This window comes from Alcanivorax limicola (genome assembly GCF_019931215.1).
In the GTDB taxonomy this organism is placed as follows: Bacteria; Pseudomonadota; Gammaproteobacteria; order Pseudomonadales; family Alcanivoracaceae; genus Isoalcanivorax; species Isoalcanivorax limicola.
In genome coordinates this window covers 294,503-309,387 of the sequence record NZ_JAIOUB010000002.1, presented here as the reverse complement: position 1 = coordinate 309,387, position 14,885 = coordinate 294,503, and the positions used below count along the sequence as shown (strand labels likewise).

The 14,885-nt window shown below is 60.9% G+C and carries 13 protein-coding genes; 7 read left to right on the top strand and 6 right to left on the bottom strand.

Annotation, left to right across the window (positions count from 1 at the left end; translation table 11 throughout):
• Nucleotides 1-31 precede the first annotated feature (31 nt).
• Both uvrD and K8B33_RS07395 read left to right on the top strand, forming a co-directional pair.
• A complete protein-coding gene (gene uvrD, locus K8B33_RS07400) occupies nucleotides 32-2,218 on the top strand; it encodes a DNA helicase II (protein ID WP_223425136.1) in 2,187 nt (728 codons plus the stop codon).
• A 20-nt stretch (nucleotides 2,219-2,238) separates the two neighbouring features.
• Nucleotides 2,239-3,348 carry a TRAP transporter substrate-binding protein gene (locus tag K8B33_RS07395; protein ID WP_223425134.1) on the top strand — a complete coding sequence of 370 codons (1,110 nt, stop codon included), beginning with the start codon at nucleotides 2,239-2,241 and terminating at the stop codon, nucleotides 3,346-3,348.
• A gap of 8 nt (nucleotides 3,349-3,356) precedes the next feature.
• On the opposite strand, the gene K8B33_RS07390 is transcribed toward K8B33_RS07395, so the two are convergent.
• The 3 genes from K8B33_RS07390 to K8B33_RS07380 form a co-directional block, all read right to left on the bottom strand.
• A complete protein-coding gene (locus K8B33_RS07390) occupies nucleotides 3,357-3,896 on the bottom strand; it encodes a YggT family protein (RefSeq protein WP_223425132.1) in 540 nt (179 codons plus the stop codon).
• Between the two features lie 137 nt (nucleotides 3,897-4,033).
• Nucleotides 4,034-4,846 (bottom strand): pyrroline-5-carboxylate reductase, encoded by an 813-nt coding sequence (proC, locus tag K8B33_RS07385; protein WP_223425130.1) that lies wholly within the window; start codon nucleotides 4,844-4,846, stop codon nucleotides 4,034-4,036.
• A 14-nt stretch (nucleotides 4,847-4,860) separates the two neighbouring features.
• A complete protein-coding gene (locus tag K8B33_RS07380; RefSeq protein ID WP_223425127.1) occupies nucleotides 4,861-5,562 on the bottom strand; it encodes a YggS family pyridoxal phosphate-dependent enzyme in 702 nt (233 codons plus the stop codon).
• Between the two features lie 166 nt (nucleotides 5,563-5,728).
• On the opposite strand from K8B33_RS07380, the gene K8B33_RS07375 reads away from it, so the two are divergent.
• Together K8B33_RS07375 and K8B33_RS07370 are read left to right on the top strand one after the other, a co-directional pair.
• A complete protein-coding gene (locus tag K8B33_RS07375) occupies nucleotides 5,729-6,763 on the top strand; it encodes a type IV pilus twitching motility protein PilT (protein ID WP_223425124.1) in 1,035 nt (344 codons plus the stop codon).
• Between the two features lie 14 nt (nucleotides 6,764-6,777).
• On the top strand, nucleotides 6,778-7,899 hold the full coding sequence (locus tag K8B33_RS07370; RefSeq protein WP_223425122.1) for a PilT/PilU family type 4a pilus ATPase: 1,122 nt from the start codon (nucleotides 6,778-6,780) through the stop codon (nucleotides 7,897-7,899).
• A gap of 45 nt (nucleotides 7,900-7,944) precedes the next feature.
• On the opposite strand, the gene K8B33_RS07365 is transcribed toward K8B33_RS07370, so the two are convergent.
• Both K8B33_RS07365 and K8B33_RS07360 read right to left on the bottom strand, forming a co-directional pair.
• The gene (locus K8B33_RS07365) at nucleotides 7,945-8,826 is read right to left on the bottom strand and encodes a pirin family protein (protein WP_223425119.1); all 882 of its coding nucleotides are present in this window, start codon (nucleotides 8,824-8,826) and stop codon (nucleotides 7,945-7,947) included.
• A 30-nt stretch (nucleotides 8,827-8,856) separates the two neighbouring features.
• Nucleotides 8,857-9,849 (bottom strand): glutathione S-transferase family protein, encoded by a 993-nt coding sequence (locus tag K8B33_RS07360; RefSeq protein WP_223425116.1) that lies wholly within the window; start codon nucleotides 9,847-9,849, stop codon nucleotides 8,857-8,859.
• Between the two features lie 135 nt (nucleotides 9,850-9,984).
• On the opposite strand from K8B33_RS07360, the gene K8B33_RS07355 reads away from it, so the two are divergent.
• From K8B33_RS07355 to K8B33_RS07345, 3 genes are all read left to right on the top strand, one after another.
• On the top strand, nucleotides 9,985-10,914 hold the full coding sequence (locus K8B33_RS07355; protein WP_223425114.1) for a LysR family transcriptional regulator: 930 nt from the start codon (nucleotides 9,985-9,987) through the stop codon (nucleotides 10,912-10,914).
• Complete coding sequence (locus K8B33_RS07350) at nucleotides 10,911-11,171, top strand: DUF1653 domain-containing protein (protein ID WP_223425112.1); 261 nt, start codon at nucleotides 10,911-10,913, stop codon at nucleotides 11,169-11,171. The genes K8B33_RS07355 and K8B33_RS07350 overlap by 4 nt, the downstream gene beginning before the upstream one ends.
• 223 nt (nucleotides 11,172-11,394) lie before the next feature.
• Nucleotides 11,395-11,889, top strand: a complete 495-nt coding sequence (locus K8B33_RS07345) for a DUF4136 domain-containing protein (RefSeq protein WP_223425110.1) — start codon at nucleotides 11,395-11,397, stop codon at nucleotides 11,887-11,889.
• Here K8B33_RS07345 and K8B33_RS07340 read toward each other — a convergent pair.
• Entirely contained in the window at nucleotides 11,870-14,776 is a 2,907-nt protein-coding gene (locus K8B33_RS07340) for a PAS domain-containing protein (RefSeq protein WP_223425107.1), read from the bottom strand. The two genes, K8B33_RS07345 and K8B33_RS07340, sit on opposite strands and share 20 nt — an antisense overlap.
• Nucleotides 14,777-14,885 lie beyond the last annotated feature (109 nt).

The window sequence follows — 14,885 nt, the reverse complement described above, 5'->3', positions numbered from 1 at the left end:
CCGGACACGGATTCAGGTAGAATCCCCCGCCATGGATGATGTGACCTCTCTGATCGATGGCCTGAATGCCGCCCAACGCGATGCGGTGGCAGCGGATGACCCCCATATGCTGGTACTGGCGGGGGCCGGCTCCGGGAAAACCCGGGTGCTGGTGCACCGTATTGCCTGGCTGGTAGCCACCGAACAGCTGTCGCCCTACGGCATCCTGGCGGTGACTTTTACCAACAAGGCCGCCGCCGAGATGCGTCACCGTATCGAGGCACTGCTGGGCATCCCTACCTCCGGCATGTGGGTGGGTACCTTTCACGGGATTGCCCACCGGCTGCTGCGGGCGCACTGGCAGGAAGCGGGCCTGCCACAGAACTTCGAGATTCTGGATTCCGACGACCAGCAGCGCATCATCAAGCGCGTGCTGCGGGAGCTGGAGCTGGACGAGCAGCGCTGGCCATCGCGACAGGCCCAGTGGTTCATCAACAGCCAGAAAGACGAAGGCCTGCGCGCCGCTCATATGGAGCCCGGCCATGACCTGTTCCTGCAGACCATGCAGCGCATCTACGCCGCCTATGAGGCCGCCTGCGCCCGGGGCGGGCTGGTGGACTTCAATGAGCTGCTGCTGCGGGCGCTGGAGCTGATTCGCGACAACGACGAGCTGCGCGGCCACTACCAGCGCCGCTTCCGGCACATCCTGGTGGATGAGTTCCAGGATACCAACGCCATTCAGTACGCCTGGCTGCGGCTGCTGTCCGCCGGGGGCAGCGGCATCACCATCGTGGGCGATGACGACCAGGCCATCTACGGCTGGCGCGGTGCCAAGATCGAGAATATCCAGCGGCTGAACCGCGACTATGACGGTCTGCGCATCATCCGCCTGGAACAGAACTACCGCTCCACCGGCACCATTCTGCAGGCGGCCAATGCGGTCATCGCGCAGAACAGCGATCGCCTGGGCAAGGAGCTGTGGACGGAAATCAGCGAGGGCGAGCCGATCCGCCTGTACGCGGGCTTCAATGAGGTGGACGAGGCGCGCTTTATCGCCGCTCGCATCCAGAAGCTGCAGGAAGAAGGCCTTGGCCGGAACGAGATGGCCGTGCTGTATCGCTCCAATGCCCAGTCCCGGGTACTGGAAGAGGCGTTTCTGCAAGCGGGCATTCCCTACCGGATCTACGGCGGCCAGCGCTTCTTCGAGCGCGCTGAAATCAAGAATGCACTGGGTTACCTGCGCTTGCTGGTGAATCGCGATGCCGACCCGGCGTTCGAGCGGGTGGTGAATACGCCAACCCGGGGCATCGGCGCCAAGACGGTGGAATCCCTGCGTGAGCAGGCGCGGATGCGCGGTACCAGCCTGTGGCAGGCTGCCGTGGCGATGATCAGCGAGGGGCTGTTGCCGGGGCGTGCGGCCTCCGCGCTCGGCAGCTTCATCGACCTGATCAACCGCCTGGCCCGGGATACGGAAACGCTGGCCCTGGGCGAGCGCACCGAGCATGTGCTGGCCGCCTCGACCCTGCTGGAATTCCACGCCAACGAAAAAGGCGAGAAGGGTCAGCAGCGCGTGGAGAACCTGCGCGAGCTGATTACCGCCACCCGTCAGTTTGATGATGAAGGTGCTGGCCACGAGGACGACGAAGGCCAGGAAGGCGGCGCGGACGCACTGACCGCCTTTCTGGATCATGCCGCGCTGGAATCCGGCGAGCGCCAGGCCGGTGAGCACGATGAAGCCGTGCAGATGATGACGCTGCATTCCGCCAAGGGGTTGGAGTTCCCGGTGGTGTTCATGTCCGGTATGGAAGAGGGCCTGTTCCCGCATCAGATGTCCGCGGACGAGCCCGGACGGCTGGCGGAAGAGCGCCGGCTTTGCTACGTCGGCATCACCCGCGCCATGCGTCAACTCTATCTGACCTATGCGGAAAGTCGCCGCCTGTACGGCAGCGAGCAATTGAACGCGCCGTCACGCTTCCTGCGGGAAATCCCGCCGCAGCTGCTGGAAGAAGTCCGCCTGCGTGGTGGTATGTCGCGGCCTGTGGCACCGGTGACTCGGGGTACCCAGGACGAGGTGGTGCAGGGCTATCAGCTGGGCATGCGCGTACTGCACCCCAAGTTTGGTGAAGGCACGATCCTGCATTTCGAGGGGCAGGGCCCGAATGCGCGGTTGCAGATCAATTTTGATGATGTGGGCAGCAAATGGCTGGTCAGCCAGTATGCCCGGCTCGAGGTTATCTAGTGGTCCGAGGAGAATAACAAATGGATCGACGGAAATTTGTTGCGGCGCTGGGCCTGGGCTCGGCGGCGACGCTGGCCGGATGTGGCCCACAGGAAGACTGCGTGCCCGGCGTGGCGGAGGGCGAGCAGACCTACCGCTGGCGCATGGTGACCAGCTGGCCGAAGAACTACCCCGGCGTGGGCACCGGCCCCGAGCGGTTTGCCGAACTGGTCGAAAAGATGTCCGGCGGGCAGATGCGCATCCGGGTCTACGGTGCCGGGGAGCTGGTCCCGGCGTTCGAGACCTTCGATGCCGTGTCCCAGGGCAATGCGGAAATGGGGCATGGCGCGTCCTACTACTGGCGCGGCAAGCATCCGGCGACCCCCTTCTTCACGGCCGTACCCTTCGGGCTCAATGCCCAGGAGATGAATGCCTGGATCAGCCGGGGCGGCGGCCAGGAATTGTGGGACAGCCTCTATGAAGGCTTCAATCTGAAGCCGTTCCGGGCCGGTTGCACCGGCACGCAGATGGCCGGCTGGTATAACAAGGAAATCAACACACTGGCGGACCTGCGCGGTTTGCGCATCCGCATTCCGGGGCTGGGCGGCGAGGTGATGCGTCGGGTCGGCGCCAATCCGGTGCAGTTGCCCGGGGCAGAGGTGTACACCGCAATGCAGACCGGCGCCATTGATGCGGCGGAGTGGGTCGGGCCCTACAACGACATCACCTTCGGCTTTCAGCGCATCGCGCGCTACTACTATTACCCGGGTTGGCAGGAGCCGGGCCCGCTGCTGGAGTTGCTGATCAATCTGGACAAGTGGCGGGCGCTGCCACCAAGGCTGCAGACGATTATCGAAACAGCGGCGCTCGCAGTGAATCAGGAAGTGTATGACGAATACACCGAGCGCAATGCGGCGGCGCTGGAAGAGCTGATAAAACAGCACAGGGTGCAGCTGCGTCGCTTGCCCGACGACGTCATCGTGGCGTTAAAGCAGGCCAGCGACGCGGTGCTGGCGGAACTGGTCGCTGGTAATGCCGAGGCCGAAGCGGTTCATGCTTCTTACCGCGCCTTCGAAAAACGGGCTGTGCCGTACCACGCCATCGCCGAAGAGGCCTACTACCAGGTCCGTACGCTGACGCTTGCTGAGTAACCGGCTGTTCAGATAGCGAACAGCACCATCAGGAATTGCAGCCCCAGCAGCACCACCAGCGGGCTCAGGTCCAGCCCGCCCATGGCGGGCATGACGCGCCGCACCGGTGCCATGACCGGTTCGGTAATCTGCGTCATGATCGCGGTGAAGGGGTTGTACGGATCGGGTGCCACCCAGCTGAGAATGACCCGGATCAGCACGGCAAAGAACAGGTAGTTGATCATCAGCGATGCCAGCGAGCGCAGCGCAAAGATCACCATGGCGGGCACCGGCGGCACGCCCTGGCCATTCAGGCTCACCAGCATCACCACCTTCAGAATAATCAGTATCACCACCGCCACCAGCGACGCCACATCCACCAGGCTGGTGCCCGGGACGATTTTGCGCAGCGGGGTCAGTACCGGGTTGGTGGCCTTGACGACAAACTGTGACAGCGGATTGTAGAAGTCAGCCCGGACCAGCTGCAGGATGAAGCGCGTCAGCAGCAGGAAGATAAACAGATTGATGACAACATCGATCAGAAAGGTCATCGCACCCTGGGGGTTCATCGGCAACTCCTGTTATGGCAGACCGCGCCGGAAGCGGGCGGACGATAGCGGTGCGGGCGCGCCCGGCATCGTGGGATGTGCGTTCGAGTAGTTGTGTAGTATCGGGGCGCGGGCGCATTTTGCAAGTCGGCGCGACGTTACGCGGCGCCGAGCGCTTCCGCGCGATCCCGTGCTGCCTGCAATGCCTTGCCGACCAGCTCGCCGAACCCGGCCTCCTCAAATACCGCCAGCGCTGCTGCGGTGGTGCCGCCGGGCGACGTGACCTGTCGTCGCAGGCTGGCCGGGGGCTGTTCGCTGGTGATTGCCAGCTGTGCCGCCCCCCAGGCGGTCTGCAACACCAGTTGTCGCGCGGTGTCCGGGGCCAGGCCCATCTGCTCGCCAGCCTGGATCATGGATTCCATCAGCAGGAAGAAATAGGCCGGCCCGGAACCGGAGACGGCGGTGACCGCGTCCAGTTCCTGCTCCTGTTCGAACCAGAAGCTCAGCCCGACACTGCCCATGATCTGGTTGGTCAGCGCCTTGTGCTCATCGGTTACGCCGGGGCCGGCAAACAGCCCGGTGGCACCGGCCTGTACCAGCGCCGGGGTGTTGGGCATGGTGCGCACCAGCGGCAGATCGCCCAGCCATTTGCGCAGCTGGCTTACGGTGACACCGGCGGCAATGGAGATGATCAGCGGGCGCCGCGCGCCCAGTTGCTGGCGCAGCTCGGCACAGATGTCTGCCATGACCTGTGGCTTCACGGCCAGTACCAGCACATCGCAGCGTTCCGCCAGCTCGCTGTTGCGCGTACTGACGTGAACGCGATGCTGGCGGTTGAGCTCGTCCAGCCGTTCGCTGCTGATATCGCTCATCCAGATCCGCGCCGGGCGAATGCCCTTGGCGATCATGCCGCCCACCAGGCTGGTGGCCATATTTCCGGCGCCGATAAAACCGATGGTTTGCTGTGCCATACCCATTTTCCTTGTTACTTGTCTGGCCGGGGGCCGAACAACGCCGTGCCGATGCGCACGATGGTGGCGCCTTCGGCAATGGCGGTCTCGAAGTCATCGCTCATACCCATGGACAGCGTGTCCAGGGACTGGGCGCTCTGTGCGGCCATGGTATGACGCAATTGTGACAGTGTCATGGCGAGTGTGCGGAATGCCGCCTGGTTGCCGTCGGTGGCGTCGGCACGGGGAATCGCCATCAGCCCACGCAAACGCAGGTTGGGCAGCCCGGCAATGGCCGCCGCCAGCGGCGGGACCTCGGCCAGGCTGACGCCGCTTTTGCTGGCTTCATCATCCACGTTGACCTGAATGCACAGATTCAGCGGGGGCAGGTCGGCCGGCCGCTGTTCGCTCAGTCGGCGGGCGATCTTCAGCCGGTCCACCGTATGCACCCAGTCGAAATGGTGGGCGATATCCCGGGTCTTGTTGGACTGGATCGGGCCGATGAAATGCCAGGTCAGGTCCAGGTCTGTCAGTGCCGATTGCTTGGCCAGTGCCTCCTGGAGGTAATTCTCGCCGAAATCCGCGACGCCTTGCGCATGCAGCGCACGAATGGCCTCGGCGTCCCGCGTCTTGCTCACTGCCAGCAGCGTGACCGCCGCCGCAGCACGTCCGGCCTGCCGGCAACTGTGATCAATTCGATGCTGCAGTGTTTTCAGGGGGGTTGGCTGTTGCGTCATGATTGAACCACGCTGGGTGACAGGTTAACGTTGTAGCCTACGAGGATATTCTGACTGGTCCACAGAAGACGGCCACCAAAACCCGTGCTCAGGGGTCCACAGGCTGCCAGCCCCGCAGCCTGACAACCAGAAAGGCCCTGCTAACCTGTAAGGTATCGTATCGCCCATGGATATTACCGAATTGCTTGCCTTCAGTGCCAAAAATGGCGCGTCTGATTTGCATCTCTCTGCTGGCCTGCCACCGATGATTCGGGTGGATGGTGATGTGCGACGTATCAACCTGCCCGCCATGGAGCACAAGGAAGTCCACGCGCTGATCTACGACATCATGAATGACAAGCAGCGCAAGGACTATGAAGAGTTCCTGGAGACTGACTTCTCCTTCGAGGTGCCCGGGGTAGCCCGTTTCCGGGTCAACGCCTTCAACCAGAACCGCGGTGCTGGCGCCGTGTTCCGGACCATTCCCTCGAAAGTGCTGTCCATGGAAGATCTGGGCATGGGCAAGGTGTTCCAGAAAATCTCTGACACGCCGCGAGGCATCGTGCTGGTCACCGGGCCGACCGGCTCGGGCAAGTCCACCACGCTGGCGGCCATGATCGACTACATCAACAACTCCCGCTACGAGCACATCCTCACCATTGAGGACCCGATCGAATTCGTGCATGAATCGAAGAAATGCCTGATGAATCAACGGGAAGTGCATCGCGATACGCTCGGGTTCGCCGAGGCGCTGCGTTCAGCGCTGCGGGAGGATCCCGACATCATTCTGGTAGGTGAGATGCGAGATCTGGAAACGATCCGCCTGGCACTGACTGCCGCAGAGACCGGGCACCTTGTGTTTGGCACACTGCACACCACCTCTGCCGCGAAAACCATCGACCGGGTGGTGGATGTATTCCCGGCGGAAGAAAAATCCATGGTGCGTTCCATGCTGTCGGAATCCCTGCAGGCGGTGATTTCACAAACCCTGATGAAAAAGAACGGCGGCGGTCGCGTGGCGGCCCATGAAATCATGATTGGTACACCGGCGATCCGGAACCTGATCCGCGAAGACAAGGTGGCGCAGATGTACTCGGCGATTCAGACCGGCGCGGGCATCGGCATGCAGACACTGGACCAGTGCCTGCAGAATCTGTTGCAGAAAGGTGTTATCACCCGTGAAGCAGCGCGCGAGAAAGCCAAAACGCCGGACTCATTCTGAGGGAGTGACGCATAATGGAATTTGAAGAACTCCTGAAAATCATGGTGCAAAAGGGCGGCTCTGACCTGTTCATTACGGCCGGTGTACCGCCATCCATGAAAGTCCACGGAAAAGTGTTGCCGGTGACCAAGACGGCGCTGACGCCGGACATGACCCGGGATATCGTCTTTGGCGTCATGACAGAGCGTCAGCGCAAGGAATTTATTGATACCAAAGAATGCAACTTTGCCATTTCCGCCCGGGGCATCGGTCGTTTCCGGGTGAGCGCCTTTTACCAGCGCAACCTTGTCGGGATGGTGCTTCGACGCATTGAAGTGAAAATTCCCACGGTCGATGAACTGCGCCTGCCGCCGGCGATCAAGGACCTGGCCATGACCAAGCGTGGTCTGGTTATCTTTGTCGGCGCCACCGGCACCGGTAAATCGACTTCACTGGCGTCCATGATTGGTCACCGCAACAAGAACTCGAAAGGCCACATCATTTCCATCGAAGACCCGATCGAATTCATTCATCAACATCAAGGCTGTATCGTCACGCAGCGCGAGGTGGGCCTGGATACGGATTCCTTCGAGGTGGCGTTGAAGAACACCCTGCGTCAGGCGCCGGACGTCATTCTGATCGGTGAGATTCGCTCCCGCGAAGTGATGGATTACGCGATCGCCTTCGCGGAAACCGGCCACCTGTGTCTGGCCACGCTGCATGCCAACAATGCCAACCAGGCGCTGGACCGCATCATTCACTTTTTCCCGGCGGATCGTCACGGTCAGTTGTTCATGGACTTGTCATTGAACCTGCGCGGTATCGTGGCGCAACAGCTGATCCCGACACCGGACGGCAAAGGCCGCCGCGCGGTCATTGAAGTGCTGTTGAATACACCGCTGATGGCAGATCATATCCGCAAGGGCGAAGTGCATCTGCTGAAAGAGCTGATGAAAAAATCCCGCGATCTGGGCATGCAGACTTTCGATCAGGCGCTCTACGATCTGTACACCCAGGGCGAGATCACCTACGAGGACGCCATGGCGCACGCGGATGCGCCCAACGACTTGCGTCTGATGATCAAGCTGGGCGCGGAAACCAGTTCCAGCGAAATGGACAGCGCCACACGTGGGCTGTCCATCGAAGATACGGACTAGTCTTCTGACCGGGTAGCGTGACCCGCTGCCCGCTCAGAAAGATTTTTACGCCGGGGCTGCGAGCGTGCCCTGACGGTAATCCCGCAGTGCCTGCTCGATTTCCTCGACCGAGTTCATCACGAAGGGGCCGTATTGCACGATGGGCTCGCCGATCGGCTTGCCGGCCAGCAACAGCAAGCGGGCATCGCGACTGCCTGCACGGACCACCAGGCTGTCACCGTCGCCGAGTACCGCCGCATGATGCGTCGGCACCTTGCGATCTTCACCTTCGCCGTCACTGAGCATCACGTCACCCTCGAAGACATAAACGAAGGCATTATGCGTTGCCGGTATCGGCAATGTTGCCGTGGCGCCGCTGCGCAGGCTGATATCCCAGTATTGCGGGTCGGTGCTGATCTTTTGCGTCGGACCATGGATGGGGCCGTTGACCGGCCCGTTTGCTGTCGTGACGCTGCCCGCAATCACCTTGACGACCACGCCGCCCGGGAAGGTTGCCTCCGGAATTTCCTCAGCCTGAATATCACGATAACCCGCCGGCTTCATTTTTTCTTTCGCGGGCAGGTTCAGCCATAACTGAAAACCGCGCATGCGGCCTTCTTTCTGCTGTGGCATTTCCGAATGGATGATGCCGCGCCCGGCGGTCATCCACTGCACGCCGCCGGACTTGAGATCGCCCCGGTTGCCCAGGTGGTCTTCATGCAGCATGTGGCCGTCGAGCATGTAGGTGACGGTCTCGAAGCCGCGATGCGGATGGGACGGAAAGCCGGCGATATAATCAGCGGCTTCGTCGGAGGAAAACTCATCCAGCATCAGGAACGGGTCCAGGCGCGCCTGAGCGGATTGCCCCAGACTGCGCTTGAGTTTGACGCCGGCGCCGTCGCTGGTGTCGTGCCCGGGGATCAGGAAACGTACATCACGTGCTGCCATGTTGCTCTCCTTATGTTTGCCCGCCTGCATTCAGGCCCGCGGCCCGAGTCGCTCACGATCGTGGGGCTGGTCGTAGGTCAGTGCCGGGCCCTTGGATACGATGCCGTACTTGTTGATGGTCGGGTGGCTGCGGAAATAGTGGTGGCGGATATGTGCGATATTCACCGTTTCTGCCACGCCGGGTGTCTGATACAGGTCACGCACGTAGTTGATCAGATTCGGATAATCCGCAATGCGCCGGTGATCGCACTTGAAGTGGGTGACGTACACCGGATCAAAACGCACCAGTGTCGTGAACAATCGCCAGTCCGCCTCGGTGATCGTGTTGCCGACCAGGAAGCGTTGCGTCGCCAGTCGTTTTTCCAGACGGTCGAGCCCGGCAAACAGTGTGTTCACGGCGTCGTCGTAAGCGTCCTGGCTGCTGGCAAAGCCGGCCTTGTAGACACCGTTATTCACCTCGTCGTATATCCAGCTGTTGACCTCATCAATGTCGTGCCGCAACGCTTCGGGGTAATAGTCCCCGGGTGCTGCGCCCACCTCATCAAAGGCACTGTTGAACATGCGAATGATGTCCGCCGATTCATTGCTGGCGATGGTCTGCTGCTGCGTGTCCCAGAGCACCGGCACGGTCACACGGCCGGAATACTGGCTGTCAGCACGCAGATAGATGTCGTACATGCGCCGCAGGTCATACAGGCCGTCACCGGTCGCATCCGGAAAGTCTTTGTCGAAGGTCCAGCCTTCGCCAAGCATCAGCGGGTGGACAACGGACACATCAATCATCTTCTCCAGGCCCTTGAGCTTGCGGAAAATGAGCGTGCGGTGCGCCCAGGGGCAGGCCAGCGAGACGTACAGGTGATAACGACCGGCTTCGGCCCGGAAGCCGGCGTTGCCATCAGGCCCGGCGCTCCCGTCTGCGGTGACCCAGTGACGAAACTGGCTTTCGCTGCGCTCGAAGCGCCCGCCAGTCTTGTCGGTGTCATACCACTTGTCGTGCCATACGCCGTCGACGAGAAGTCCCATGTCGCTGCTCCTTGATAGGTGTGCGATAAATGCTGGGTACAGGATACATCTGTGATTCAAATTAAAAACCGGATAAATTAGGGCCGTTCTATCGCATTTACTGATCTGATTGACGGATAGAGGCAAACTGCTGCTGTGAGCGAACCGAAGATCACCCTGGAACAATGGCGTGCCCTGATGGCCGTGGTGGATGCCGGCGGCTACGCCCAGGCGGCGGAAGCGCTGGGCAAGAGTCAGTCTGCCGTGAGCTACGCCATCCAGAAGCTGGAAAGTACGCTGGATCTGCGTGCCTTCACGCTCAAGGGCCGCAAGGCCGCGTTGACCCCCGCAGGCGAGCTGCTTTACCGCCGCGCCCGCGCGCTGCTCAGCGAGGCAGAAGCGCTGGAGCAGGCCGCGGCGCATCTGAGTTTGCGGCATGAGGCGGCGATCAACGTGGCGATGGAAGCCCTGTACCCGAACTGGCTGATGCTGGACTGCCTGGCGGAACTGGGAGAAACCTTTCCGGACACCCGCGTCGACATGTTCGAGACAGTGCTTTCCGGCACCGAAGAGGCATTGTTGGAACGCCGCGTCGATCTGGCCGTCGCCGGGCGCATCCCCCCGGGCTTTCTGGGGGATCACCTGATGCGGGTGCGGTTTGTCCCGGTGGCTCACCCGGAACACCCGCTGCACGCCCTGGGCCGGACGCTGGACTTCCATGACCTGCGCCGCCATCGCCAGCTGGTGGTGCGAGACTCGGGCCAGCGTCGCAGTGATGCCGGCTGGCTGGGCGCCGAGCAGCGCTGGACCGTCAGCCACGTTTCCACCTCGATCCAGGCGGCCTGCCGTGGGCAGGGGTTTGCCTGGTATCCGGAAGAGAAGATTCGCCGGGAATTGGCAGCGGGCGCGCTGCGCGTCCTGCCGCTGAGCGAGGGCGCGGAGCGCTTTGCCGATCTGTATCTGGTGTACGGTGATCGCGACTATGCGGGGCCCGCGACGCGGCAGCTGGGGGAGATCCTGGCCCGCCGGACCCGCGCCCTGTGTGAAGACAACAACCCCGAACATCCACGAGAGACCACACCATGAGCGATCGCGATCTGCCCCCGCTGCCGACCCTGGCGCCGGGTATTTACCGTCATTTCAAAGGCAATCTGTATGACGTCATCGGCGTGGCGCGTCATAGCGAGAGTCTTGAGCCGCAAGTGGTCTATCGCGCCCTGTATGGCGCGCGGGGGCTCTGGGTGCGGCCGCTGGCCATGTTTGTCGAGCAGATCGAGCGTGAGGGCCGTATGCAGCCGCGCTTTGCCCCGGTCGCAGCGGCGGATGCTGACGAGGGCGCGTGAACGCTCACTCACGGCACATTGCCCCGATAAAGCGTCAAATTGCAAAATAGAGTATTGGATGACGGGCGCAAATGCCGGGTCTGGTACTCTTGGATGAATATCCTGCCGCCAAGGCATCTCGATGAGGTACTTCGCTATGTTCCGGTCCCGATACAGCCAAGTCCGGCACCCAGCCGGCACTCACCCTTCCTCCGCGGGCTTGCGAGCGCTGCTGGCAAGTCTGTTGTTGCTCGTTGTCGCCGGTTGCACCACGGTCACCGTGGACCATGATCGTGGCGCATCTTTCGATGGCCAGAATACCTATGCATTCATGGCACACACGGATGAGCAGTCCTACCTGAGTCTGGATGCCGGCCGCATTGAGCGCAGCCTGGCGCGCGAACTGGACGCGCGTGGTATGCGCAAGGTCCCCATCGACGATGCCGACATACTCGTGCGCTATGACATCGTTGAGGAAATTCGTAATCAGTCCAGCGGATTCAGTTACGGGCTGGGCTTTGGTCGCAATAATCTCGGCCTGGGGCTGGCCACCGCGCCGGATTCCCGTGAGGTCAAGGAAGGCAAGCTGGTGGTGGAATTTGTCACTCCGCAAGAGCGCCGGGCGATCTGGCGCGGCGCAGGCCGGCGCAATCTCACCGAAAGCATGTCGACAGAGCGCCGGGAAAATCTGATCGACAGCCTGATTACGGAAATGCTGTCTAAGTATCCGCCGGGCTGATGGCCAGCGGCAGGGCAACATAAAAGGTGGTGCCCTGCCCGACGTTACTCTCAAACCATATGCGGCCGTGCATCTTGTCCACCAGTTCCCGCGAAATGGCGAGGCCGAGACCGGTCCCGCCTTTTTTCTTGATATCAGAGCTGTCTGCCTGGCTGAACTTCTCGAAAACCTTGTGATGGAACGCGGTGGGAATGCCCTCGCCGGTGTCGGCAATGGCAATCACGCCCTTGTCGCCGTCGCGGGTGAGGGACAGGGTCACGCTGCCACCTGTGTGGGAAAATTTGGCCGCATTGGAAAGCAGGTTGGCCAACACCTGCTGCAGCTTTGATTTGTCCGCCATCAGTGTCAGCGGCGCGGCATCGGCGAGGGAGAAGCGGACGCCGTACTGTTCCCCGTAGCCGGTATTGGCCTCTATCGCGTCTTTCAGGGCAGCCACCCCGTCGACGCCGCTGATCTGGATGTCGACGCTGCCTGAAATCAGCTTTTCCATATCCAGCAAATCGTTGATCAGCGCAATAAGCCGTTCTGCATTCTTGTAGGCAATGCCCAGAATCTTGCTGATCTGTGGTGACAGTTCGCCCAGTGCCCCCTGGGTGACCAGCCCCAGCGAGCCGAAGATGGCCGTCAGCGGCGTGCGCAGTTCATGACTGACCGTGGAGACAAAATTGCGCTTGAGAATATCGGTGCGCATCTCTTCGGAAATATCCTGGACGATGGCAATCATGTAGCTGGGCTTGTCGTCGGCATCGTAGACCAGCGACACGCTTTCCAGTACCCAGATTTCGTGTCCCTGTTTGTGCAGCATGCGTTTTCTCAGCTGGAATGCACTGGTCCGACCGGCCAGCAGCGCATCGACGTGGCCCTGCTCCAGGTCCTTGTCGTCCGGGTGTGTCAGGTCGTCATGTTGGCCGCCGAGCAGATCGCCCCGGTTGTGACCGAGCATGTCGCACAGAGCCGTATTCATATCCAGCCAACGGCCGTCGTGCCGAATGATGGCCATGCCCTGGGGCGCTGTTTCAAATGCACCTTCAAAGCGCTGTTCGCTTTCGGCGAGTTGCTCCGTCAGGATCCTGCGGTCAGTAATATCCCACATGAAACCATCAAGCCATTGCGTGCGGCGTTTGCTGTCGTAGCTCAGGGAGCCCTTGTCCTGAATCCAGACAATGGAGCCATCCTTGTGCCGCAGGCGATAGAATATTTCGTAAGGCCTTTTGCTGCTCAGTGCATCGCTGATGCCTTCAAGTTGTGGCAGATCCTCCGGGAGGATCAAGGTGTTCAGTGAGGCCTGTTTGTCGTCAAGCAGCTCTTCCGCAGTGTAGCCGGTCAGATCGCTGATGCGCTCACTGACATAGTGAATGCTGCGTTTGTCATCGTGGCGACATCGATAGACCGTGCCCGGCAGGCTCGAGAGAATGCTGCGAAAGCGCGAATCGCTTTCCGTCAGTGCTTCCTGGGTTTCCACGCTGACGGTGATGTCCGCGTGGGTGCCGAACATCAGCAATGGCTGGCCGGTATCGGACCACGACATGATCTGGCCGCGATCATGTACCCACAGCCAGTGGCCGGCCTTGTGCCGTATACGATAACGAAAATCGAAACGCGACGTGGTGCCTTTGACGTGATCGTTCATTGCGCTTTCGCAAGCGCGCCGGTCATCGGGGTGGATCAGTGACAGCCAGTTGGCCAGCGTCGTGGGTGCCAGTTCTTCCAGCGAATAGCCGATCATGGCCGCCCAGCGGGCATTGAAAATCGTGATGCCGGTGGCGATGTTCCATTCCCAGGTGCCGATGGCGGTGCCATCGATGATGCTCTGCAGACGCGTTTTCTCGCCTTTCAGGTTCAGCTCCATGCGTTTGCGGGCTGAAATATCCGTGATGACGCCGTGCCACAGCACCGAACCATTGTGCAAGCGCTCCGGATTGGCGTGACCTTCAAGCCAGATCAGTCCCTTGCGTGAGTGAAAATAGCGATACTCACAGTGCCAGACGGTCAGCGTATCAGCGGACAGGGAAATGGACGTCATGACTTTGTCCAGATCAGCCGGATGAATGTTGCGTATCACGGTCTGGTCATCGAAGCGCAGCGCGTCCGGATCCGCGTTGTAGATATCGCGCACCACGGCGCTCACATAGGGAAAGAAGCCTTTGCCATCAGTATCCCGCACATACTGATAGACCATGCCCGGTGCATGATTGGTCAGCTTCTCCAGCTTGGCGCTGGACTGCAGTTCTTTCTCCTCTGCGAGTTTCAATTCGATGGAAGAGGACACCCAATTGGCCATCAGTGTCACAAATTCCCGATCCTGTTCGGTAAATGGCGTTTTGCGACGTTGCCGGGAAAAGAATGCCAGGGTGCCGTAGATGCGCTCTCCCACTTTCAATGGCACGCCGATGTAAGACTCGAAGTTGAATTCTCGATAGCAGGGGTGTTGCGCATACTCGGAGGCAGCCATATGGCTGATGGCGGTAATGCCCGCATTCTTCAGCGTGATCGCGCAGTAGGTCTCACCCAGCGAGAAGATCTTGCCGCGCGGGATGGGGGTAGCAGATGAAACGTGAGAAATGACCCGATAGTCCTGTCGGTGCACGCTGCTGATGATGCCATTGTCGAGCTGCAGATACTCTCGCCCCAGGTTCAGCGCTTCGGTCAAACGGTCATCAATATTGCGGGTGGTCAGGCTGTTGATGTTATTGAGCGTCAGCAGTGCTTCGTGCTGCGCTTGTCGGGCCTGCGCCAGCGGCAATCGTCGGGCGCGACTGACCATACGGTACAGCAGCATGCCCAGCAGGAAGATGACCAGAAGCAGGCCGGGCCCGGTGATGTCCGCCAGCAATACGAGTATCTCCTGGGAAGGATGGTGCAAGGGCGACGGCTCTGAGGCCTGCATAACGGGGGCTTCCGGTAAATCGGGATACGACCGGACCCATGTAAGCAGATTCATCCCCCCGGAAACAAGCGGCCTGATGCGTCAATCTGTAAGTGAAGAGATACAGCCC